This window comes from Pseudonocardia hispaniensis, from assembly GCF_042658695.1.
GTDB lineage: Bacteria > Actinomycetota > Actinomycetes > Mycobacteriales > Pseudonocardiaceae > Pseudonocardia > Pseudonocardia hispaniensis.
On the sequence record NZ_JBHSQW010000035.1, the window covers coordinates 311,560 to 333,623 of the forward strand.

The 22,064-nt window shown below is 71.2% G+C and carries 15 protein-coding genes; 10 read left to right on the forward strand and 5 right to left on the reverse strand.

The window, feature by feature from the left end:
* The first annotated feature begins 30 nt into the window (after nucleotides 1–30).
* The 7 genes from ACFQE5_RS18530 (at nucleotide 31) to galE (ending at nucleotide 5,948) form a co-directional block, all read left to right on the forward strand.
* The gene (locus ACFQE5_RS18530) at nucleotides 31–498 is read left to right on the forward strand and encodes a phosphatase PAP2 family protein (RefSeq protein WP_379586708.1); all 468 of its coding nucleotides are present in this window, start codon (nucleotides 31–33) and stop codon (nucleotides 496–498) included.
* Nucleotides 495–1,412, forward strand: coding sequence for a decaprenyl-phosphate phosphoribosyltransferase (locus tag ACFQE5_RS18535; protein ID WP_379586710.1), 918 nt, complete (start codon nucleotides 495–497; stop codon nucleotides 1,410–1,412). Before ACFQE5_RS18530 ends, ACFQE5_RS18535 begins: the two co-directional genes overlap by 4 nt.
* Before the next feature lie 15 nt (nucleotides 1,413–1,427).
* Complete coding sequence (locus ACFQE5_RS18540; protein ID WP_379586712.1) at nucleotides 1,428–2,741, forward strand: hypothetical protein; 1,314 nt, start codon at nucleotides 1,428–1,430, stop codon at nucleotides 2,739–2,741.
* Between the two features lie 77 nt (nucleotides 2,742–2,818).
* On the forward strand, nucleotides 2,819–3,514 hold the full coding sequence (locus tag ACFQE5_RS18545; protein WP_379586714.1) for a glycosyltransferase family 2 protein: 696 nt from the start codon (nucleotides 2,819–2,821) through the stop codon (nucleotides 3,512–3,514).
* Between the two features lie 4 nt (nucleotides 3,515–3,518).
* Entirely contained in the window at nucleotides 3,519–3,938 is a 420-nt protein-coding gene (locus tag ACFQE5_RS18550; protein WP_379586716.1) for a DUF2304 domain-containing protein, read from the forward strand.
* Nucleotides 3,935–4,813 carry a glycosyltransferase family 2 protein gene (locus tag ACFQE5_RS18555; protein ID WP_379586718.1) on the forward strand — a complete coding sequence of 293 codons (879 nt, stop codon included), beginning with the start codon at nucleotides 3,935–3,937 and terminating at the stop codon, nucleotides 4,811–4,813. Before ACFQE5_RS18550 ends, ACFQE5_RS18555 begins: the two co-directional genes overlap by 4 nt.
* A 166-nt stretch (nucleotides 4,814–4,979) precedes the next feature.
* The gene (galE, locus tag ACFQE5_RS18560) at nucleotides 4,980–5,948 is read left to right on the forward strand and encodes a UDP-glucose 4-epimerase GalE (protein ID WP_379586719.1); all 969 of its coding nucleotides are present in this window, start codon (nucleotides 4,980–4,982) and stop codon (nucleotides 5,946–5,948) included.
* Between the two features lie 24 nt (nucleotides 5,949–5,972).
* Here galE and ACFQE5_RS18565 read toward each other — a convergent pair whose 3' ends face one another.
* Together ACFQE5_RS18565 and ACFQE5_RS18570 are read right to left on the reverse strand one after the other, a co-directional pair.
* Nucleotides 5,973–6,668 carry a class I SAM-dependent methyltransferase gene (locus tag ACFQE5_RS18565; RefSeq protein WP_379586721.1) on the reverse strand — a complete coding sequence of 232 codons (696 nt, stop codon included), beginning with the start codon at nucleotides 6,666–6,668 and terminating at the stop codon, nucleotides 5,973–5,975.
* A gap of 122 nt (nucleotides 6,669–6,790) precedes the next feature.
* The gene (locus ACFQE5_RS18570; protein WP_379586723.1) at nucleotides 6,791–8,761 is read right to left on the reverse strand and encodes a DUF6541 family protein; all 1,971 of its coding nucleotides are present in this window, start codon (nucleotides 8,759–8,761) and stop codon (nucleotides 6,791–6,793) included.
* Between the two features lie 96 nt (nucleotides 8,762–8,857).
* On the opposite strand from ACFQE5_RS18570, the gene glf reads away from it, so the two are divergent.
* Nucleotides 8,858–10,054: a UDP-galactopyranose mutase gene (glf, locus tag ACFQE5_RS18575; RefSeq protein ID WP_379586724.1), complete on the forward strand. Its 1,197-nt coding sequence runs from the start codon at nucleotides 8,858–8,860 to the stop codon at nucleotides 10,052–10,054.
* A 54-nt stretch (nucleotides 10,055–10,108) separates the two neighbouring features.
* Nucleotides 10,109–12,133, forward strand: coding sequence for a glycosyltransferase (locus tag ACFQE5_RS18580; RefSeq protein ID WP_379586726.1), 2,025 nt, complete (start codon nucleotides 10,109–10,111; stop codon nucleotides 12,131–12,133).
* Nucleotides 12,134–12,246: 113 nt separating this feature from the next.
* Here ACFQE5_RS18580 and ACFQE5_RS18585 read toward each other — a convergent pair whose 3' ends face one another.
* From ACFQE5_RS18585 to ACFQE5_RS18595, 3 genes are all read right to left on the reverse strand, one after another.
* On the reverse strand, nucleotides 12,247–14,220 hold the full coding sequence (locus tag ACFQE5_RS18585; RefSeq protein ID WP_379586728.1) for a glycosyltransferase: 1,974 nt from the start codon (nucleotides 14,218–14,220) through the stop codon (nucleotides 12,247–12,249).
* An 88-nt stretch (nucleotides 14,221–14,308) separates the two neighbouring features.
* Entirely contained in the window at nucleotides 14,309–17,344 is a 3,036-nt protein-coding gene (locus ACFQE5_RS18590) for an arabinosyltransferase domain-containing protein (RefSeq protein WP_379586730.1), read from the reverse strand.
* A 41-nt stretch (nucleotides 17,345–17,385) separates the two neighbouring features.
* On the reverse strand, nucleotides 17,386–20,613 hold the full coding sequence (locus ACFQE5_RS18595; protein ID WP_379586731.1) for an arabinosyltransferase domain-containing protein: 3,228 nt from the start codon (nucleotides 20,611–20,613) through the stop codon (nucleotides 17,386–17,388).
* A 205-nt stretch (nucleotides 20,614–20,818) separates the two neighbouring features.
* On the opposite strand from ACFQE5_RS18595, the gene ACFQE5_RS18600 reads away from it, so the two are divergent.
* Nucleotides 20,819–21,973 (forward strand): acyltransferase family protein, encoded by a 1,155-nt coding sequence (locus ACFQE5_RS18600; protein ID WP_379586732.1) that lies wholly within the window; start codon nucleotides 20,819–20,821, stop codon nucleotides 21,971–21,973.
* Nucleotides 21,974–22,064: the final 91 nt, after the last annotated feature.

Sequence of the window (22,064 nt, forward strand, 5' to 3'; positions counted from 1 at the left end):
GTCCGGGCCCTCAGCGTCGTCCAGGGCGCAATGGCGCGGCCGCCGCTCGTGCGTGTCGCGCGCGGGATGTCGCTGTTCGGTGAGCATGCGGCGGGGTGGCTGGCGGTCGGGCTGCTCGGTGCGGTTGTCGACCGCCCCCGCCGCCGGGACTGGCTCACCGCCGCCGCGGGGGTGGCCGTGGCGCACGGCGCGTCGATCGCGGTCAAGCGCGTCGTCCGCCGGACCCGGCCGCAGGACCCGTCGGTGCGGGTGCTCGTCGGCACGCCCAGCAGGCTGAGCTTCCCGTCCGCGCATGCCACGTCCACCACGGCGGCGGCGATGTTGTACGGCCGGCTCCTCGGGCGCCCGCTCGTCGCTGCGCTGGTGCCCTCGATGGCGCTGTCGCGGCTGGTTCTGGGGGTGCACTACCCCAGCGACGTGGTGGTCGGCTCGGCCCTCGGCGCGATCGTCGCGCTCGGCTCGCGCCGGTTCGGCCGTCTGCGGGGGGTGTCTCGATGACCAGCACGGACGCGGCTCAGGCGGAGGCGCCGGTGCGCAGCGCCACCGGCGTGGTCGGCGGCCTGCTCAAGACGATGCGCCCGCGGCAATGGGTGAAGAACGTCCTGGTGCTGGCCGCGCCGTTCGCGGCCGGTGACCTGTTCAGCGGCAGCATCGCGGTCAAGCTCACGATCGCCTTCGCCGCGTTCTCGCTCGCGGCGTCCGGGGTGTACCTCGTCAACGACGTCAACGACGTCGAGGCCGACCGGGCGCACCCGACCAAGCGCAACCGGCCGATCGCCGCCGGCGCCGTGCCCGTGCGGCTGGCCATCGCCGTCGCGATCGTGTTGTTCCTCGGGGCGCTCGCGCTGAGCCTGCTCGCGTCGATACCGCTGCTGATCACGGTGGCGGTGTACATCGGGGTGCAGGTGGCGTACTGCCTCTGGCTCAAGCACCAGCCGGTGCTCGACATCTGCATCGTCGCGTCCGGATTCCTGCTGCGGGCGATCGCCGGGGGCGCGGCGGCGGACATCCCGCTGTCGCAGTGGTTCCTGCTCGCGGCCGGATTCGGCTCGCTGTTCATGGTGGCGGGCAAGCGCTACGCCGAGATGATGCTGGCCGAGCGGACCGGTGCGAAGATCCGCAAGTCGCTGGAGCGCTACTCGGCCTCCTACCTGCGGTTCGTGTGGGCGCTCTCGGCCACTGTGCTGATCATGACCTACGGCCTGTGGGCGTTCGAGATCCGCGAGGCGCACCACAGCTCGGTGTGGTCGGTCATCTCGATGGTGCCCTTCGTCGTCGCGGTGTTGCGGTACTCCGTCGACGTGGACGGCGGCAACGGTGGGGAGCCTGAGGAGATCGCGCTGGGCGACCGGGTGCTGCAGGTGCTGGCCGCGGTGTGGATCGGCACGCTGGTGCTGGCCGTCTACGGGTGACGGCGGGTCGTCGGTATGAGCAACACCGTCCGCGGCCGGAAGGGAACCGGGCTCCCCCGGAACCTTTCGTCCCGGCGGGCGGGTACCGCCACGCACCTCGCCCTGGGCCTGGTGACGGTCGGCCTCGCGGGCTACGCCTTCGTGGTCGTCGTCGGGCACATGTTTCCGGCCCCGTTGTACGCCGCCGAGATCGGCGCGCTGACCTCGGTGTACTTCCTCATCAATATCATCGGGCCCGGCGTCTTCTTCGCCGTCGAACAGGAGACCAGCCGGGCCGTCACCGCTGCCCGCGGCGAGGGCGGGTCGACCCGGGAGGTGGCGGTACGGACCGGCCGGATTGCTGCCGTCGTCACCGTCGTGGTCGCGGCGGTGCTGCTGTTGTTGTGGCCGCCGGTGCTGAGCCGGGTGCTCGCCGGGCACACCGGCCTTCTGTTCGCCGTGGTGGTCGCCGCTGTGGGCGCCGCGGTCATGTACTGGGTTCGGGGCATCCTCAGCGGGCAGAAGAGGCTCCGACCGTACGCGCTGACCCTCTATCTCGAGGGTGTCGCGCGGTTGCTTCCCGGTGTCGTCCTGCTGGCCTTCGCCGTGCGACAGCCGACCTGGTATGCCCTCGCCTTCGCGCTGGGCGCCCTGGTCGCGGGTCTGGCGCTGGCACCGGTCCTGAGGTTCGCCCCTGGGTCGTCGGCCCGATCCCATGTGGCCCGCGCGGGCCGTTCGGTGGCCATGCTCGTCGCGGCGGGACTGTTGATGCAGGTCATGGCCAACCTCGGGCCCGTAGTGGTGACGTTCCGCATGCCGGACACCGTGGTCGCCAGCGTGTTCGCACTCACGTTCGTCGCCGCACGGGTACCGCTGTTCCTCTTCTCACCGGTTCAGGCGCTCCTCGTCCCCGCGCTCGCCCGCGCGGTGGCGGCCCGGCGCGCCGACCTGCTCAGGCGCCATCTGGTCCGCGCGCTCGCCGCGCTGGCCGCGTTGGGTGTGGTGGGTGTCCTGCTCGCCGCGATGTTCGGTCCATGGGCGGTGCAGGTGCTGTTCAACGCGGCCGAGCGACCGCCCGCGTCGTACGTCGCGCTCCTTGCGGCCGCCACGATCTGCATGATGGCCGCGTTGACCTTCCAGGCCGCCCTCGTGGCCCTCGACGCCCAGCGGACGGTCATCGTCTCGTGGGTCGTGGGGTCCGTCGCCTTCCTCTCCGTGCTGCTCGTCTCGCCGGATCCGATCGGTGGCGCACTGGCGGCGCAGCTCCTCGGGCCGGCGGTCGTCACGATCTGGGCTGCCGTGGGCACCGCAAGGGCGGTCGGCCGGGTCCGGAGCGCGTCGGCGCAGTGAGCGCGTACGCACCGGTCGGACTGCCGCGACGGGCGCGGATACCCTCATCTCATCAGTCCCGACGACCGGAGAACCGAATGCCAATCCCGCGAGGCGTCGACGACGTATGGATCGTCGTGCCCGTCTTCAACGAGCAGACAGTGATCGGGTCGGTGGTCGAGGAAATCCTGCGCACCTTTCCCAATGTGGTCTGCGTGGACGACGGGAGTTCGGACGGTTCGGCCGAGGCGATTGCATCCACCGGCGCACACCTGGTGCGGCACCCGATCAACCTCGGCCAGGGGGCCGCGCTGCAGACGGGCCTGACCTACGCCTGTGCCCGTTCGGGCGCGCAGTACTTCGTCACCTTCGACGCGGACGGTCAGCACCGGGTGGAGGACGCGCTCAACATGGTGGCCAAGGCCCGTTCCGGTGAGGCCGATGTGGTGCTCGGTTCCCGGTTTCTCGAAAGCGCGGCGACCGTGCTCGTGCTGAAACGGCTCGTGCTCAGGTGCATCGCCGCGCTGAGCCCCGCGTCGCGGCGGCTGAACCTCACGGATGCACACAACGGCCTGCGGGTCTTCACCCGGCCCGTCGTGGAGGAGTTCCGCATCAGCATGAACCGCATGGCGCACGCATCGGAGATCGTGTCCTACCTCTCGCGATCCTCGTGGCGCGTGGCGGAGATGCCGGTGTCCGTCCTCTACACCGACTATTCGATGAGCAAGGGCCAGTCGCTCGTGAACGGGGTGAACGTCCTGTTCGATCTGTCGGTGCGCCAACGGGGAGCGTGAAGACGTGCTCATCCAGATATTCCTGTTGATAACGATCTCCGGGCTGCTCGTCGTCTTCGTCCGCAGCCGCCATGGCGTCCGGATGCAGGCAGGCAAGCGCATCGGCCTGGTGCTGTTCGCGCTGGTGAACTTCTATGCCATCCTCCGGCCCGACGACCTGACGGCCGTCGCGAACTGGTTCGGGGTCGGGCGAGGCACGGACCTGCTGCTCTACGCGCTCGTCGTGGTGTTCCTGCTTGCGATGCTCAACACCTACCTGCGGTTCCAGGGAGTGGAGCGGCAGCTCACCGAGCTGGCCCGCACGCTCGCGATCCGCGAGGCCGAGATCGTCAACCGCGACCGCGGGCTGCTCTCCGCGTCCGACCCGGTCGTCACAGCGGTGACCGCGGGCCAGTCCGAGCACTCCCCTGCGAGGGATTCGTGAGCATCCACTTCGTGATCCCGTACTACGGCGATCCGGGGTACCTGATCGACGCGGTCGACAGCGTCCGCACGCAGACCGTCACCGACTGGGAACTCACCGTGGTGGACGACGGCTATCCCGGCAGGGTCGTCGCCGACCATCTGGCGTCGTTGGGCGACAGCCGCATCGAGTATCTCCGCAACCTCGAACGGCTCGGACCGAACGGGAACACCTACAAGTGCTCCCGGCTGGGCCGCCGCGAGCTGCTCTGCACCATGAACGCCGACGATCTGCTGGAGCCGAATTACGTCGAGATCGTGTCCGGCCACTTCCGGGACCCGTCGGTGGTGGCGGTGCAACCGGGCGTGACTGTGATCGACGAGAACGGCGGTGCCGGTGACAGCCTGGCCGACCGGGTGAAGCGGGTCATCAGCGCCCGCGCCCGTTCCCGGGGATCCATCGAAGGTGAGGCGGGTGTGCGCAGCCTGCTTGCGGGCAATTGGCTGTACACACCGTCGTTGACCTACCGGGCCGCGGCCGTGACGGACATCCCCTTCCACGAGGGCATCGACGCGATCCACGATCTCGCGTTCGTGGTCGATCTCCTGCTCGACGGCGGCAGGATTGCGATCGACCCCACACCGGCCTTCCGGTACCGGCGCCACGGCGCGAGCGACTCGTCGACGCGGGCCCGCGACGGCCGGCGCTACGACCAGGAGCAGCGGTACTTCCGGGAGATCGCCTCGCAGCTACGGCTGCGCGGCTGGACCCGGGCCGCCCGCGCGGCCGAGCTGCACGTCTTCTCCCGGCTCCACGCACTGAAGGTGGCGGTCGACATGGCAGCGGCGCGCGATTTGGCCAGCGCCCGGGCGATGGTCGGCCGGATGCTGAGCTAGTGCCGCGCGCAGATTCCGCCACAGCAGCCACCCGGCCCCGACCCGAAGGAACCCTGATGACCGATCGCCCCTTGGGCGCATCACGGGAGGCGATGGCGCCTTCGTGGAGCGCGGCCGGGACGCCTGAACCGACCCGAGCCTGGCCGTACCCGGGATGTGGTCGTCGGTGACGTGGTTGCTCACCGGGGGAGCCGGCTACATCGGCGGGCACGTGCTGCGTGCCCTGCGGGCCGGAGGCCGACAGGTCGTCGTCCTCGACGACCTGTCCACCGGTCTACGGGAGCGGGTCAGCGGTGTGCCCCTCGTCGAGGCGAGCCTCCTCGACGGGGACGACGTCCTGGCCGCGGCCATGGCCCGGCACGGGGTGACCGGGATCGTTCACCTCGCGGCCAAGAAGGCGGTCGCGGAGTCGGTCGAGCGACCCCTGTACTACTTCGAGCAGAATGTCACCGGCACCGTGGCGCTCCTGCGGGCCGCGGTGCGGACCGGCGTGCGTCACCTGCTCTACTCCTCCACCGCCGCGGTCTACGGTGCGAGCGAGGCCGGGCTGATGACCGAGGACCATCCCACCGTTCCGAGCAGCCCCTACGGGGAGAGCAAGCTCGCCGCCGAATGGCTGGTGCGACGCACCGCTGAGGCGCACGGGATGACCTGGACGGCGCTGCGCTACTTCAACGTCGCGGGCGCCGCGGAGGCCACGCTGGCGGATCGGGGGGTGTCCAACCTACTGCCGATCGTCCTGCGCAACGTCGAGCGGGGACAGGTGACCGACGTGTTCGGCGGCGACTGGCCCACCCGGGACGGGTCGTGTGTGCGCGACTACGTGCACGTGGAGGATCTCGCCGACGCCCACCGGGCGGCGGCCGATGGGCTGGAGAACGGGCTGCTGCGGGCCGGGGCGTTCAACGTCGGCCGGGGCACCGGGGTGAGCGTGCTGGAGATGCTCGCCGAGGTCGAGCGAGTGCTCGACCGTCCGGTGCCGCATCGCGTGGTCGGGCGCAGACCGGGCGATCCGGCGTCGGTCGTCGCGGACGTCTCCCGGATCGCATCCACCCTGGGATGGAAGGCCCGCTTCGGCCTGACGGACATCGTGGCCAGCGCCTGGGACGCGTGGCGGCCCGGCGCCGTGGGCTGATCCGGCGGCCGGCGTTCCGTATGCCTAGGTGGGCCGACGGGCCAGCACCGCTTGCTGACGATAGCGAGGGATCGGGACAGCCGTGGCGCGCAGACCATCCAGGTGCTGGGTTGTCTGCGGCGGGATGTGCAGCATCCGACGGACCAACCGCTCGGCCGCGGCGAGCGGGAAGACGATCTTCGTGAGGTCCTCGTCGAGGATCTCCAGGCCAGCTGAGCGGAGAACCTCGTTCACCGCCGCGGCCGACCGGTACTCGCGCAGATGCGTGGGATCGAGCACCCAGCCCGCCTGGGGGTTCCGGCGGAAGTACCACGCCCCCGGGAGCTTGACCGGTGTCTCGACATAGATCAGCCCACCCGGCTTCGCCATCTCGCGCAGCGTGCGGGCGTACGCGTGGTCGTCCGGCGCGTGTTCGATCACGTGAGTGGAGATGACGAGGTCGAACGAGCCGGGTGGGAAGGGTACGGTCGCGCCCTCGTCCAGGGCGACATGATGACCGCGGCTGCGCGCAGCCTCGGCGCGGGTGGGACTCACCTCGAACCCGGACAGCTCCCAGCTGTGGCCGAAGGCGTCGCGGAGCAAGGTCAGCAACGCGCCCTCGCCGCATCCCAGATCGAGCGCAGAGCCCGAGGACCCGGACATGGCCCGCTGCAGCAGCGGGGGTACCGCGACCTTGTCGTCGAGTTGGGGGTAGGTCCGCGCGTACTGATCCCAGTCCATGGGGGACGAGGGTAGCGGCCGGATCCGGCACCATCCTCGGTATCACCGGGAAACGCGCCGCGGCCGTGCCCAGCGCGCTGACCTTGCACTATCCGCGCGTCCACATCATGTCGCTACTCGCCTCAGTCGCCCGAGGACCCGGCCGCCGCGTCCGGCGTGATCCGAAAGATCACCACATCGGAGTTCTGGTACACGCGCTCCAGCCAGGACGCGTCGTCCAGGCCGACGAGCCCGGGCTGGCGGTGCGCCCATGGGCGCAGGAAGCTCCTGCTGAGGATGACGTAGTGGATCCCGAGCCGGCCGACGACCGCGCGCACGGCGGGATCGCGGGGGTACTGGTTGAACCGCTCGGCAAGCAGCGTGGCCTCCGGCCCCACGTTGGCCGCGTTGTAATGCCCGGCCACGGGATGCAGCCCGGTCAACGCGTACATCCACGCCGTCCCGTCGCCGCGGTCGTTGAGCACCCGTGCTCCGGGTCCGGCCATCTCGGCAAGCACATGCAGGCCGACCACCTCGTCGGGGGTGAGCGCGGGCCCGGGCGCGAAACTGACGGCCATCCGGGTCGTGTTGCGGTTGAGATACAGCCCCCCGGTGAGGACCGCGAACGCCGCGAGCACGCTGATGGCGACGGTTGCGCGCCCCGCGGTCACGAACCTTCGGGACGGGCCGGCCCGGTCGCGGCGGCGCAGCCGTCCGGCGGCCGCGACGCTCCATCGTTGGGTCTCGGCCAACCCGTTCCCGGCGATGAGGGCCAGCGCGATCGCGGCCGGTGCGATCAGGCGCCACCGGTCGTTCCACCAGAACCGGGTGATCGAGTTCGCCCAGGGTGCGTCGGAGGAGGCGGCGATCAGGAACAGCATGCCGAACGCCGCCGCCACCACCCCGATCCAGCGCAGATCACCCAGCCTGCGGTAGGTCAGCAGCCCGGCGAGGACGGCGACGACGATCCACACCTGCGGGCTGGCCGCTCCGTGGCTGAACGTGAGGAACTCGCCCAGCGCCTGTTTCGGCCCGAGATCGGCCGGCCAGTCCATGGCGTCGAGATCCCCGGCGCTGCCCAACCCAGCGGTCAGCTGCAGCACCGTCAACACGGCTGCGGCGATCCCGGCCAGGATGACCAGCGGGACATCGGACACGACCAGTCGCGGCCGGCTCCACCAGCGCTGCCCGAATGCGGGGAGCGCGAACAGGACGGCGCCGAACAGGGAAGCCGGCTGCAGGCAGATGAGGCCGGCCAGGCCGACGGCCACCAGCCCGCCGCACCGTACGCGGTCCCCGACGCCGGTCGCGTCGACGAGATCGCGGAGCAGGACGACGACCAGCGGCGTCAGCGCCACGGCCGTCGCGTAGGGCAGCAGCGGCCCGCGCCAGAGCATGTCGTACAGCGCGCTGAGGCTGACCACCACGATCGCGGTACCCCCCGCGAGCACCGCCCGCCCACCGAACCGGCGGATCAACACGACCAGCGCGAGCGCCGTCAGACCCGGGATGAGCAGCGTGTGGGCGTTCAGGACGGCGGGGATCGACGCCCCGGTGAGCTGGTAGACCACGGCGCCGAGCAGGTGGTACGCATTCGGGTAGAAGACCGCGGTGCCCGGCTCGAACCAGTTCACCGTCGACATGCCGTAGAGGCTGCTGTCACCGGTGTCACTGAGGTAGCGGATGCCGTTCGCGTGGAAGACCGCGTCCCAGTCCTGCGGGACGGCGTTCAGGTCGCTCATCGCGCGGGCGATCACGGCACCACCCACCGCGGCCGCCACGGTGAGTACCCCGGCTACCCCGAGATGGGCCGCGGTCGACCAGGCAACCAGGGCAGAACCCGGAGCCCGTGACCTCCGCAGTCTCGTCCCGACGGCCGCGAGCACCAGCACCGCGGTCACCGCGAGATAGGTCGCGGCCGACCACGGAACTCCGGCGAGGGCGGCCAGCGGTCCCAGGAAGCCGGCCACGCCGTACGTCACGAGCGGGGCGGACCCGATGAGCGTCCACCCCCGGGCGCCCAGCGCGTGCGCCAGCGCGAGCCCGGGCACCCACAGGATGCCGAGGTACACGAACACGACCCACGCAGCATGCGCGAGCTGCGCTGAGACCACGACACCACCAGACGTCCGAACGGGAGGTACTGCGCCCGCAGCATAGCGAGCGGGTGGACCTCGGCCCCGGACTCACCGCCGCTACCCTCGGGTGTCGTGACGTACACGGGCTTCGATCTGGTCGTGGTCGGCTCCGGTTTCTTCGGGCTGACAATCGCCGAGCGCGCCGCCACCGAACTGGACAAGAAGGTCCTGGTTCTCGACCGGCGCCCGCATATCGGCGGCAACGCCTACTCCGAGGCCGAGCCGGAGACCGGGATCGAGGTCCACCGCTACGGCGCGCATCTGTTCCACACCTCGAACACGCGCGTGTGGGAGTACGTCAATCGGTTCACCGCGTTCACCGGCTACCAGCACCGGGTGTTCGCGAGGTACCAGGGCCAGGTCTACACGTTCCCGATGAACCTGGCGCTGATCAACCAGTTCTTCGGCCGATCGCACACTCCGGACGAGGCCAGGGCGCTGATCCGGGAGCAGGCCAGCGAGATCGCCACCGCCGACGCGCAGAACCTCGAGGAGAAGGCGATCTCGCTGATCGGGCGCCCGCTGTACGAGGCGTTCGTCAAGGGGTACACCGCCAAGCAGTGGCAGACCGATCCGACCGAGCTCAGTGCGTCGATCATCACCCGGCTCCCGGTCCGCTACACCTTCGACAACCGGTATTTCAACGACACCTACGAGGGCCTGCCGGTCGACGGCTACACGGCCTGGCTGGAGCGGATGGCGCAGCACCCCGACATCGAGGTACGCCTCGGCACCGACTACTTCGACGTCCGTGACGAGCTGCCCGCGGGGATCCCGACCGTCTACACCGGGCCGCTGGACCGCTACTTCGAGTTCGCCGAGGGGGCGCTGGGCTGGCGCACCCTGGACTTCGAGCAGGAGGTGCTGCGCCACACCGGCGATTTCCAGGGCACCTCGGTCATGAACTACAACGACATCGAGGTCCCGTTCACCCGGATTCACGAGTTTCGGCATTTCCATCCGGAGCGGAACTATCCGACGGACAAGACGGTCATCGTGCGGGAGTACTCGCGGTTCGCCAAGTCCGGCGACGAGCCGTACTACCCGATCAACACCCCCGACGACCGCGCGAAGCTCGAACGCTACCGGGAACGTGCCCGTAAGGAGACCGCGGAGCAGAACGTGCTGTTCGGCGGCCGTCTCGGCACCTACAAATACCTCGACATGCACATGGCGATCGGCTCGGCACTGACGATGTTCGAGAACCGGCTGCGGCCCTTCTTCGTCGAGGGCCGGCCGCTGTCCGGGACCGAGTCGGCCGACGAGTGAGCACCCACCGCCACGATCCGATCAGCGACCACGAGGACTGAGGCACACCACCTGATGACCGACGTCGCCACCGAGACCGCCCGTCCCGCGCCGAACCCGCGGCCGGATCTCGGACAACCGCCCGCCCAGCCGCGCAGCCTGCTGCAGCGGGTGATCCTGCCTCGCCCGGCCGACCCGGTGCGGGTGCGCAGCCTCTACGTCGACGAGCGGACCGCCACCCGGCTCGCGCCGACCGAGCCGGATCCCGACGGGCTGAGCACCCCGATGGCGCTGACGGTCTCCGCCGCGAACGGCAGACGGTTGCGCGTCACCTCGCGCACCACGGCGGTCGTCCCCGAGCAGAGCGAGGTGTCCTTCGGCGCCTACTTCAACGCGTTCGCGGCCGGCTACTGGCGGCGCTGGTCGATCCTCACCGAGGTGCGGCTGCGGCTGTCGCTGGAGGGCGCCGGGCGAGTCGACGTGTACCGCACCAAGGCCGACGGCACGCAGATCTACGTCTGCGGCGAGCTGCTCGCCGAGCCCGGCCGCCACGACGTCGACCTGCCGCTCGACCTGCACCCGTTCGAGGACGGCGGCTGGTACTGGTTCGACCTCACCACCGATGACCACGAGCTCGTCGTGCGCGAGGGTGGCTGGTACGCGCCGCAGGAGGCGCCGGGCCGGGCCGCGGTGACGATCGGGATGCCGACGTTCAACCGGCCCGCCGACTGCGTTGCCACGCTCGCCGCGATCGGCGAGGACCCGGCCGTCCTCGACGTGGTGACGGCGGTGATCCTGCCCGACCAGGGTACGCGGAAGGTTCGCGACGAGGACGGCTACGAGCATGCCGCGGCCCGGCTCGGCGGCCGGTTGCGGATCATCGACCAGCCCAACCTCGGCGGATCCGGCGGCTACGCCCGGATCATGTACGAGGCGCTGTACGGTGCGGACGGGTCGGGAATCGACTGCGAGCAGATCCTGTTCATGGACGACGACATCCTGCTCGAGCCGGACTCGATCCTGCGGGCGGTCGCGTTCTCCCGGTTCGCCCGGGAGCCGATGCTCGTCGGCGGTCAGATGCTGTCGCTGCAGGTCCGCTCGCAGCTGTCCACGATGGGCGAGGTCGTCGACCGCAACGCATTCCTGTGGCGCAACGCCCCCCAGACCGAGCCGCATCACGACTTCGCCGACCAGACGCTGCGTCAGACGTCGTGGCTGCACCGCCGCGTGGATGTCGACTACAACGCCTGGTGGATGTGCCTGATCCCGCGGGTGGTCGCCGAGGATCTCGGGTTGCCGCTGCCGCTGTTCATCAAGTGGGACGACGCCGAGTACGGGCTCCGCGCCCGCTCCCGCGGCTACCGCACGGCCACCGTGCCGGGCATCGGGATCTGGCACATGTCGTTCCTGGAGAAGGACGACACCAGCGACTGGCAGGCCTACTTCCACTACCGGAACCGATTCGTCGCGGCGGCGCTGCACGGACCCGAGGACCCGAAGGCCCTGCTGCGTGACACGCTCAAGCGCACCCTGCGGCATCTGCTGCTCATGGAGTACTCGGCGGTGGCGCTGCAGGAGATGGCGCTGCGCGACTTCCTGGCCGGCCCGGAGGCGCTGTTCCCGAAGCTGCCGGTGGTGCTGGGGGAGATCCGGGCCAAGCGTGCCGAGTACGACGACGGTCGCCCGCTCGACTCCGCCACCGAGGTTCCGCTCTCGCAGCTCGACGAGATGGCCGCGCAGATGTTCCCCGAACCCCCGGTCGGCACGGTGGCGATCGCGAAGGGGCTGGTCAAGGGCGTGCTGCACAATCTGCGCCCGTCCGAACCCGCGGAGCAGACGGTGCCTCAGCGCAACGTGTCCTCGCGCCAGGCGCAGTGGTTCGTGCTGTCCCGGCTCGACTCGGCGACCGTGACCACCCCGGACGGTCGAGGCGTCACGTTCCGCCGCCGGGACCGGCAACTGTTCGTCTCGCAGCTGCGCCGGTCGATGGGGCAGCTGCGGGAGATCGGCAAGTCCTGGCCCGAGCTGCGTCGCCGCTACCGGGAGGCCCAGCCGGAGCTGACCGGCCGCGAAGGCTGGCGACAGATCTTCGAGGCCTGACGCCGTCCGCCGCCGCCCTCTCGACCACGTGATGGCTCCATAACGCGTCGAGGGGGTGGGTCCGGAGCGCACGATGGCTCCCTGACGCGGTGAACGAGCGGTCGGCAGCGACCTTATGGCTCCGTAGCGCGCGGGGCGGGCGGCTCGGCCAGGCCGTAGAGCCGGGCCCAGTTCGCCCGGCTGGTCAGCCGCGGAGCCGCCGCCCGGTAGCGCTCGGCCACGGCCGGGCCCTCCGTGGCGAGTCTGCGCAGCACCCGGGTGCCGCGTTTGGTCAGCTCCAGGGCCAGGGCGCGGTCGCGGGTGCGAATCCGGATGCCCTGCTCGGACATGTCGGTGACGACCGCGCGCTCGAAGTTCGACACATGCCACCAGTGCGCGTCGCCGGCCGGCACCATCCCGGTCCGGTGCACCGAGCGCCCGGTCGCGTGATACACGGCCCGCTTGAGCCAGGTCAGACGCTCCTTGCCGGGCGGGTTGGCCGCCCGCACCACCCGCAGGTCGCGGAAGTCGTCGTCGATCTCGGCGATCGGGTGCATCACGGTCTCGGGGTAGGACGCCCGGATCGTCCGAATCCGCGCCGCGGCGGCGGCCGAACCGTCATCCAGGATCTCCGGGCCGTCGAGGAAGTCCTCGACGGCCTGCAGCAACGTCGCCGACAGCCCGTACTGCATCCCGACCAGGTACTGGGCGAGAAGCTGCCCGACCCGGCGGCCGATCCGCTTGACGGAGAACCCGGTGTGCAGCGCCGCGGTGATCAGACCGTTGCGGATGTTGAAGTACCGGTGCCACTCGTCCCAGTCCTTCCATCCGAAGTCGGCGTGCCACACCCCGGCGCCGGGCAGCGCGACCGTCGGGAAACCGTGCGCCCGCGCCCGGTACCCGAACTCGACGTCGTCCCACTGGAAGAACAGCGGCAGCGGGTAGCCGATCGCGGCGATGATCTCCGTCGGGATCAGGCAGGACCACCAGCCGTTGTACTCGGTGTCCACCCGCCGGTCCTGCACGGTCGGCAGCTGGCGCTCGTCGAGGCCCAGCAGGTAGGCCTCCTTGAGCGCGTCGGGCATCGGTAACCCGACCAGCAGCCGCTCGGGATCGGCGTACTCCGCGCTGATGTGCAGGTGGCCGGGATGCAGTAGGTTGAGCATCTGTCCGCCGACGATCATGGGATGTGTCGTGCGGTTGGCGAACGCGGTGAGCCGGATGAGGATCTCCGGTTCGAGCAGCACGTCGTCGTCCATGAACACGACGTCAACGGGTTCGCCGCCGGCGCCCGCGACCTCGAACAGCCCTCGGGTGAACCCGCCCGCCCCGCCCAGGTTCGGCTGGCGGACATAGCGGAGCCGGCCGCCGAGCCGCGCCGCCACATCGGCGAACCGGGGCCGCGACTCGACCGGGTCGCTGCCCTGGTCGACGACGTAGATCAGATCGACGGTCGCGAGCGGTTCCGGGTCGTCGGCGAGGGCTTGCAGGGTGTTGAGGCAGTCCTCGACGCGGTTGTAGGTGCAGATGACCACGGATGCCGGGCGCACGGCCGACGGTGCCGGGACGGTCCAGCGCACGTCGGAGACGGCGAGCTCCCCGGTCTCGGTGGTGAACTCCAGCCACAGCCCGCCGCCGTCGAGGAACCGGTCGATGGGGGCGCTCAGCCGGACGGTGCTGTCCTGGGCGTCGGCCACATCGTGCGCGGCGACGATCCGCCACACCTTGTTGGTGTCCGAGGCCAGCACCCGGATCCGCCCGGATCCGTTGGCGCGCATGGAGACCTCGACATCGGTGACGTCGGTCCAGCGTTGCCAGTAGGTGGCGTGGACGCGGCCGAAGTAGGTGTTCGTGCTGACGTGGCTGCCCGGGGCCAACTCGACGCGGTGCCGCTCGCGGCGCGCCATGCCCCGTTCGACCACCGCGTAGAGGTCCTCCGGGACCAGCGCCGAGGGGCCGCAGCACAGACCGCGCTGGATGACCAGCCGGGCCGTCGGCTCGGGGGGTACCACCGGCGCTGCGGCGCCGGTGCGCGCAGGCACGTCGATCATGGCGGGCTCCATGACGTCGTGGACCTGCGTCGGGGTGGTGCCGGATGAGCCTGGCATGAGAACGGTCGTCCTCCGGTCGAGGGTGGAATCACAGACATTCTGGGTCAGACCCGCGGAGCGGGCCGCCTGGGGGCTGGGCGTTTCGTCACATGCCTACCGGATCCAGGCCCGGTATCCGGGTTCGTCCCTCGGCGTGCCAGCCCGCGATCGTGCGGTCGGTCATGGTCGGGGTCAGCGTGGTGAGCGACTGGACCGGCACCCACCGATACAGCTGCGCGGCGTCGCGGGTGGGGTCGTCCCGCAGATAGGTCGCCATCCGCTGCTCGGTGACCAGCAGCCGGGACGTCGCGAAGGGGCCTCCGTACTCGGGTGAGTAGGTGATCTTCGCCGCCGGGTCCTCGGCGGGCGGACCGACCCGCCAGGTCGCCAGACCCGCGGTGCCGGACGAGAGCGGCTCGGGCCGCAGGCACGGGAAGACGAACGCGACCGGCCAGTCGAGAATCGCAGGCGTTCCCGGGGGTAGCAGCTCGATCATCGGGGTCAGCCGCGGCACCCGGGGCAGCGAGACCACCGCCGGCGGGTCCGCCCGGGCCCCCGGCGCCGATGGGGCATCGACCACCAGACGGACGGCCGTCGCGCCGCGGGGAGCCATCAGCCGGACATCGGCCGAACTCGTCCGCGTGGGCGTCGTCACGGGTTCGTCGGCGAGGATCGTTCCGTCGGGCCGGGCCGCGAACTCGGCGTTGAGCCGGTCCCCGGGACGCATCGACCCCGACACGGTGACGACGACCGGCAGGTTCCCCGTCCGCTGCGAGTCGTCCAGACCGAACCACGGAGTGGCGCCGGTCCCGGCGACGGCGACCCCGGGCAGCACCGGGCCGCCGACATCGGCGGCGACCACCGGCAACACCGGGGCGGGCGCACCGACCGTGGGAAGCGCCCCCGCGGCCGGGTCGGTCTCCACCGAGAGATCCCGCTCCAGACCGCATGGCTGCCCGCCGAGCGTGGCCGCGGCGTCGGAGGCGAGGGTGTAGCCGTCGCGGTGCGCAAGGCTCGTCTTCGCGAAGCCGAGCACCTGCAACGCCACCACCGCGAGCAGCAGTACCAGGGCCACCGTGGCCGGGGCGGGCAACCGGCGGGGCAGCGGTACCGCCGCGGCCACCCGGCGTGCCGCCGGACCGGAGCCGGCCGCCGATCCGGCCCACGCCGACCGCGCCAGCAGCGCGACGAGCAGGACCACCCCCGCGGCCAGCCACACCACGGCCAACAACACACCGGCCAGTTGCGGCGGCATCGTGCTCCAGGTGATCTCGTACCAGCCCGAGACGTAGGGCCATGAGTTGGTCCCGGCCAGCACGAGCGCCCCGACCACCGTCAGCAGCGCGAGCCCCACGAGTACCGGCGTCGCGGTCCTGGCCCGGACCCGCAGCCCGGGCGCCGACCAGGCGACGAACCCGAGCAGCAGAACCGCGGCGCCGAGCCCGGCGACGTCGCCGAAGTGCTGGGTCCACTTCGTCGGGGTGGCGGTCATCGTCACCAGCGCCAGCCCGAACGCGACGACGAGCCTGCGCGCGGGCCCGGCGGCGATCCCGGCCCGCCCGCGTCCGGTCACCGACCAGACGACCCCGGCGGCGGCCAGCAGCGTCAGCAGTACCGGGGCGCGTCGGCCGATGGCGCCCTGGAACTCGTCCGGCTCCAGCAGCAGTTGGTAGCGCTGGTACTCCTGGTACCACGGAACACCGCCGCCGATCACGCCGCGGACGCGCACGGCCTCCAGAACCGCGGCCAAGCTCTGGTCGGCGAACATCAGCAGCACCGCGGCCGCCGGCGCCGCCACGAGCGCGACGAGCAACGGCAGCCGGTGCAGGTCGCGTCGCACGCGCAGCAGCCGCAGCAGCGGCAGGCCCGCCGCGAGCACCGGGGCGAACGCCATCAGCCCGCCCGGCGTGAGCGCGGTCGTCGCCCCGGCCAGCAGCAGACCCACCACCAGCGGCAGCACCGCGCGGGTGGCCACCGCGCGCTCCAGGGCAACGAACACGGCCAGGGACCCCAGCGCGACCCACGGCTCCGGTCGCAGTCCCAGGTTGAACGGCAGCCACCAGACGGCGAACGCGGCCGCGGCCAGCCACACTGCGGCGGACCGCACCGCGAACCGACCGAGCCGGGGCAGCACGGCGCGGGACAACACCGCCCAGCACGCCAGCCCCAGCAGGGTCGAGGGCAGCCGCATCCACAGCGTCGACGGGGAGACCTGCGCCCACCAGTGGTAGAGCTCGTAGAACCAGCTGAACGGGGCCTCCGGCGCGTTGAGCCAGCGGTAGACGTTGCCGATGAAGCCGCTGCTGTCGCGGTTGCGGACGATCCCCGCGATGTAGCCGTCGTCGACGGTGATCGGGCCGATGACCCACCACAGCCCGAGCAGCGCGGTGACCGCGAGGTCCACCGGCCGCGGTCGCCAGCCGCGTCCGAACAGCCGCACCCGCGGACGCACTGCCCGGTCGCAGCGGGCCAGCGCGACGAGCATCCCGATCAGGCCGAGCACACACAGCCCCGCCAACACCGCCTTGAGCGGGGTGATCGTGGTCTGGAAGCGGGTGTCGGCGGTCAGCTGCAGCGCCACCGCCGCGGGGTCGTCGACATCGGTGAACGCCCCGGCCACCGCGGGCCGCAGGTCGCCGTCGCGGGCGAGTACCGGGACGCCGTCGCGCAGGAGCTGGGTGCGCTCGTCGTTCGAGGTGAGGGTGAAGGTGCAGGCATCCGCCGGAACCGGAGCGACCCCGAGGGGCACCCCGGCCGTCCGCACCTGCAAGCCGGTGGAAACGACGCGCAGATCCAGGCCGGCCAGCCGCTCGGCGGCCGGATCGGTGTGCGGCGGCACGGTCGCCAGCAACAGGGTGCCCGGCGGTGCCGCGCGGATGGCCGCGCAGCTCACCGAGGCCGAGAGGCTCACCGGCTGGTAGGGCATCAGCCCGATCGCGGTGGCCCTCCCGTCGGCCGGGGTCCACGAGTAGCCCACGACGGGCTGGGTGACGGGGGCGAACGGGAAGGCCAGCGCGGCCAGCGCGGAAATCAGGCCGAGGACGAGGACCCAGAGCCGCGGTCCCGCGGTGGGTGCCGGTGTCGAGGATTCTGCGGATCCGTTTCGGTCGATGGACTCGGATGCCGGTACCCCTGACAGCACGCCGCCAGGCTATCGGCGTCTTGTCGCAGGTCTCGGGTGGCTCATCGGTTCTCGGGGACGCGCTCGGGAGGATCGCCGATCGGCCCCGTCTTCTGCCAGCCCCAGACCGTCTCGGTCCCCTCGGTGACCTCCGGTCGCCCGGTGTCCGGGGAGTAGGGGTGCAGCAGTCGCAGCTGGCCCCAGTCCCAATCCCACGCCCCGGGTAGATAGGTCGGCACCAGCTGCTGCTGCGCCGAGGCCAGGATCCACCCGAGAGGTCCACCGGTGGAGGCGGAGCTCCACTCGTCGCCAACCTTGCGCTGTTGCTGGTCGGCGAGGAGACGGTAGCCAGGTAGCTCGGCCACCCCGCGGTCGATGGCGAACGGGCGCAGGCAGGGGCTGGCGATCGGAACCGGCCAGTCCAGGGCCCCGGCCGAGCCGGCCACCAGCCGCGTCATCGGCGTCAGGCGCGGCACCCTCGGCGGCGCGACCGCGATCCAGCCCTCCGGGCCGACCGCCCGGTCCTCGGCGAGCACCCGCACCCGGTCGGCCGTGTGCGCGGGGCGTGCGGACAGGTCGAGCCGCACGTCACGCCAGGCCGACGTGCCCGCCGCCGAGCCGAGCGGATCGGTGGTCGCGGTGACGGTGCCCTCGTGGCCCGCGGGATGGATCTCGTCGACGATCTCGATGCGGTCCGGGCCGGTGCGACCGAACTCCAGGGTCAGCGACGTGCCGTTGCCGACCTGCCCGGCGATCCCGAGCACCAGCGGCGCCGCACCGCTCGTGGCCTCCCGTGGCAGCGCATACCACCCGGTCCGCAGCGTTCCCGTGGTGCCGGAGCCCGGGGCGAAGCTGCCCAGGACCGGGCCGCTGACCGGACCGGTGCCGATGACCCCGATCTCTCGGTTGCCCTGGCCGTCGGTGTCGCGCAGCGATCCCGGGCCGATGGGCGGCAGCCCGTCGGGCCGGAAGCCGTCCACGATCGGGTTCCGACCGGGATCGTGGCCGACCGGCGGGGCGGGTCGCAGCACCCCGGCCGCCGGATCGGTCTCGACGAGCAGCCGACCGGCGAGGCCACAGCGCGAGCCGGTCGGATCGCCGAGGATGTCCGCGCCCAGCGAGTAGCTGCCCGCCTGCTTCTGCATGCCCTTCGCCAGCGAGGCCATCTCGAACAGGACCATCAGACCACAGATCACAACCAGCGGTGCCGAACTGAGGCGCAGCGCCCTCGTGCGGCCATTGGGGCGGGTCCGGACCGGCCGGGGGGTCTCGGGCCCGCGCAGATGCTCGAACACCGCGATGACGAGCGCGATGGCCGCCCCGGCCAGCAGCAGGTTCACCGCGGAGTACCCGTTCACCTCGGGGGGCTTGTCGAACCACGGAACGCCCCAGTTCGACACGTAGTACCAGGCGTTGGGGCCGGTGAAGGCCAGCGCGGTGACGACGAGCACGCTCGACAGGAACGCCGCCTGGTTGCGTCGCGACCGCAGCACCTGGGTGCTCGTGGCCAGCGCCGCCAGCGCCGCCATGCCTGCCCCCAGCGCGGCGAACGCGCCGAAATGGTGGGTCCACTTCGTCGGCGTGAGGACCAGCACCGCGAAGGCGAACGCGGTGCTGCCGATCAGCCTGCGGCTCGGACCGAGCGCCGCACCGGGGATCCGCCCGCGACGCAGCATCACGACGGCGGTGACCACCGTGCACAGCATGAGGAGCAGCACCGGGAACCGGCGGGCGAGCGAGCCGTCGCGGCTGGTGGAGAACAGCAGGTCGTAGCGGGAGAGCTCGGCGAACCAGGAGAGATTGGGACCGATCCCGGTCCGGACCCTGGTCGCCTCGGCGACCGTGGCGTAGGTCTGGTCGCCGAAGATCGCGACGAGTACTACGGTCCCGGCCGCGGCGAGCGGGCCCAGTAACGCGGCCCAGCCGACGGTGCGTGCTCGTTCCCGCAGCAGCCGCAGCAGCGGGCGCGCAGAGCCGAGCAGCGGAGCCAGCGCCAGCAGCCCGGTCGGGGTCGCCGCCACCGCGAACCCTCCGGCGATGAGGGCGAGCGCAACCGGGAACAGGCGCCGGGTGGCCAGCGCGCGTTCCATCGCGCACAGCGACAGCAGTGCCGCGATCACCACGACCGGCTCGGGGCGCAGGCCGTTGTTGAACGGCAGCCAGAAGCACAGGAACACCGCGGCCGCGGCCCATCCCGCCGCGCGGCTGCGGCGGACCTGCACCCCGAGCCGCGGGAGCAGCCAGCGGCTGAGCAGCAACCAGGAGGCCACGCCCATGATGAGCGCGGGGATTCGCAGCCAGACGACGGCAGTAAAGACCCCGGACCAGAGCGAGTACAGCTCGTAGAACCAGCCGAACGGAGCCTCCGGCACGGTGAACCACCGGTAGTAGTTCCCGATGAAACCGGCTGACTCCTTGGCACGGGTGATGGTGAGGATGTAGCCGTCGTCGGTCGTCACCGCGCCGATCCCGGCCCACACCGTCAGCACCCCCACCACCGTGAGGTCGCGGAGTGCGTCGTGGCCGCGGAGCCTGCCGGGCAGCCTGCCGGTACGGGGGAGCCGTCGACCATCGCGTTCGTCGATGCGCCGCAGCGCCCAGAGGCTGCCGACGAGGGCCAGCACGGCGAGGGCGCCCGCGACGATCTTGCCGGTGGTCGCGGAGGAGTCGAACCGGTTGTCGACCTCGATCCGGACCGCGGTGCCTGCCACATCGTCGCGCGTGTCGTCGAGGTCGGAGTAGATCCCGATGACCTGCGGCCGGTGGTCCCCGAACTGGTTCACCACCGGGCGCCCACCGAGATTGACCACGGTCTGGTCCGCGTTCGTGCGGACGGTCAGCTGGCAGTCCTCGGGCGGGACGGCCGCCTGGTGCACCTGTTCACCGCGGTTGGTGACGGTGATCAGCCCATCTTCCACCGTGATCGTCAACCCGATCTGCGCGCCGTGGGGAGAGGCCGGTGGCGTCGTCGCGAGCAGGGTCGCAGGCGCCGCGCTGCGTGCGTCGAGGTCTCGGATCGCGGGGCAGCCGATCTCGGCGGCGAGGTGTGCCGGGCGGTAGGCGACCAGCGGGGCGGTCACCGGGGCGGTGCCGCCGGAGGCTGTCGGCCACCGCAGCTCTGCGGTGTTCTGCTGCACCGGCAGGAGAGGGAATGCGATGGCGAGGAGGGTGGCCAGCAGGCCGAGCGTCGCGGCCATCCGGCGTGGCCAGGAGTTGCTGTGAGTGGGTGCGAGCCCCGGGCGGCCGGGGCCGCGACGTCTCTCGGTGATCACCTGGTCGGACGTCAGCACGCGGCAGAGGCTAGACACGGTGGGTCGCCGCTCTGGCGAGTGATCCCCTCGTCACGGTCCGTTGCCCGCTCGTGGGATCGAGAGGCTCACCGGAACAGCGAGCCGGTGCTCTAACTGTCCGTAACGTATTGCTCCATTCAGGCGCCTATTGAGCGACGCCCGTTACGGGATGGATTCCTTGCTCGTTCTCGATCGCGTGACGACGATGGCAGCTGCCGTCTCCCCCGGTCCGGCGTCGGTGCGTTCGGGCGGCGGTGAACTGCGCGCGCTGACCGGGCTGCGGATCGTCGCCGCAGCATGGGTTGTGCTGTTCCACTTCCACTTCACGGCGCTTCCCGGGATGGCGATCCTCGTCGACGCCACCGGTCCGTTGATCACCACGGGGGCGCTGGGGGTCGACCTGTTCTTCGTGCTCAGTGGCTTCGTGATCGCCTACACGTATCTCGACCGGCTCGGGCCCGCGTTGCGGGTCGGGGCGGCGACCCAGTTCGTGTGGGCGCGGGCGCGCCGCCTGTGGCCCGCCTATGCGCTGGTGGTCAACGTGTTCGGGCTGTGGATCGGCGCACGGCTGTATTTCGGCCGCGACGATCAGATCGCGTTCCAGGCCGTCCAGCCGGAGGTCGGCTTGCGGGCCTGGGTCGAGCAGATGTTCATGGTGCAGCTGTGGGACCGCCCGTTCTTCGACGGCGCATCCTGGGTCGGGTCCACCTGGTCGATCAGCGCGGAGTGGCTTGCGTACCTGCTGTTCCCCGTCACGGCCCTGGTCTTCTACCGGCTGCGCAACCTCCCCCGGGTGGCGCTGACTCTCGGGGCGCTCCTGCTGATGGCCCCGATCGCATGGGCCTACCTGCGCGTCGGTCACCCGTACTTTCCGTGGAGTTGGCTGGTGCGGATCCTGTGCGGGTTCGGGGCCGGGGTGCTGACCCTGCTCGTCGTGCGGCGGATCGACCCGACGGCGCGGGTGCGGCGGGCCGCCTCCCGCCTCGCGACCGCGACCGCGGTGTTCATCGGTGCGGGCCTGTGCCTGGGGGAACTGCTCGGGCCGGGCCGCGGCGGCGCGGTGATCGTGCTGTTCCCGGTGCTCGTCGGCGCGCTGGCGCTGGCGGACCGCGGGGTGGCGCAGTTCCTGTCGGCGCCGCCGATGGTCTACGGCGGCCGGATCTCCTACAGCCTCTACCTCGTCCACATCCCGATCTTCGAGGTCTACTGGCTGGCCATGGCCTACCTGCCGGAGCTTCACCAGCCGACGCTCACTGCGCACCTGGTGGGTGCCGGGGTGCTGCTGGCCACCGTCCCCGTCGCGCAGTTGCTGTACCGCATGGTGGAGAACCCCTGCCGCCACCGCCCTGTGAGTGCATAACAGTGTTCTAACACTGTTATGCACTCACGGGTCGAGTTGAGCTGGGAGTGTGCGGCTGACGTGTGCGGCGCCGGGTGCCGCGTCCCGGCGG

Coding starts and splice junctions, on each gene's coding strand:
- ACFQE5_RS18530 (WP_379586708.1), top strand. CDS start 31: ATGGCGCGGCCGCCGCTCGTGCGTGTCGCGCGCGGGATGTCGCTGTTC.
- ACFQE5_RS18535 (WP_379586710.1), top strand. CDS start 495: ATGACCAGCACGGACGCGGCTCAGGCGGAGGCGCCGGTGCGCAGCGCC.
- ACFQE5_RS18540 (WP_379586712.1), top strand. CDS start 1,428: ATGAGCAACACCGTCCGCGGCCGGAAGGGAACCGGGCTCCCCCGGAAC.
- ACFQE5_RS18545 (WP_379586714.1), top strand. CDS start 2,819: ATGCCAATCCCGCGAGGCGTCGACGACGTATGGATCGTCGTGCCCGTC.
- ACFQE5_RS18565 (WP_379586721.1), bottom strand. CDS start 6,668: ATGGACTGGGATCAGTACGCGCGGACCTACCCCCAACTCGACGACAAG.
- ACFQE5_RS18580 (WP_379586726.1), top strand. CDS start 10,109: ATGACCGACGTCGCCACCGAGACCGCCCGTCCCGCGCCGAACCCGCGG.
- ACFQE5_RS18585 (WP_379586728.1), bottom strand. CDS start 14,220: ATGCCAGGCTCATCCGGCACCACCCCGACGCAGGTCCACGACGTCATG.
- ACFQE5_RS18600 (WP_379586732.1), top strand. CDS start 20,819: ATGGCAGCTGCCGTCTCCCCCGGTCCGGCGTCGGTGCGTTCGGGCGGC.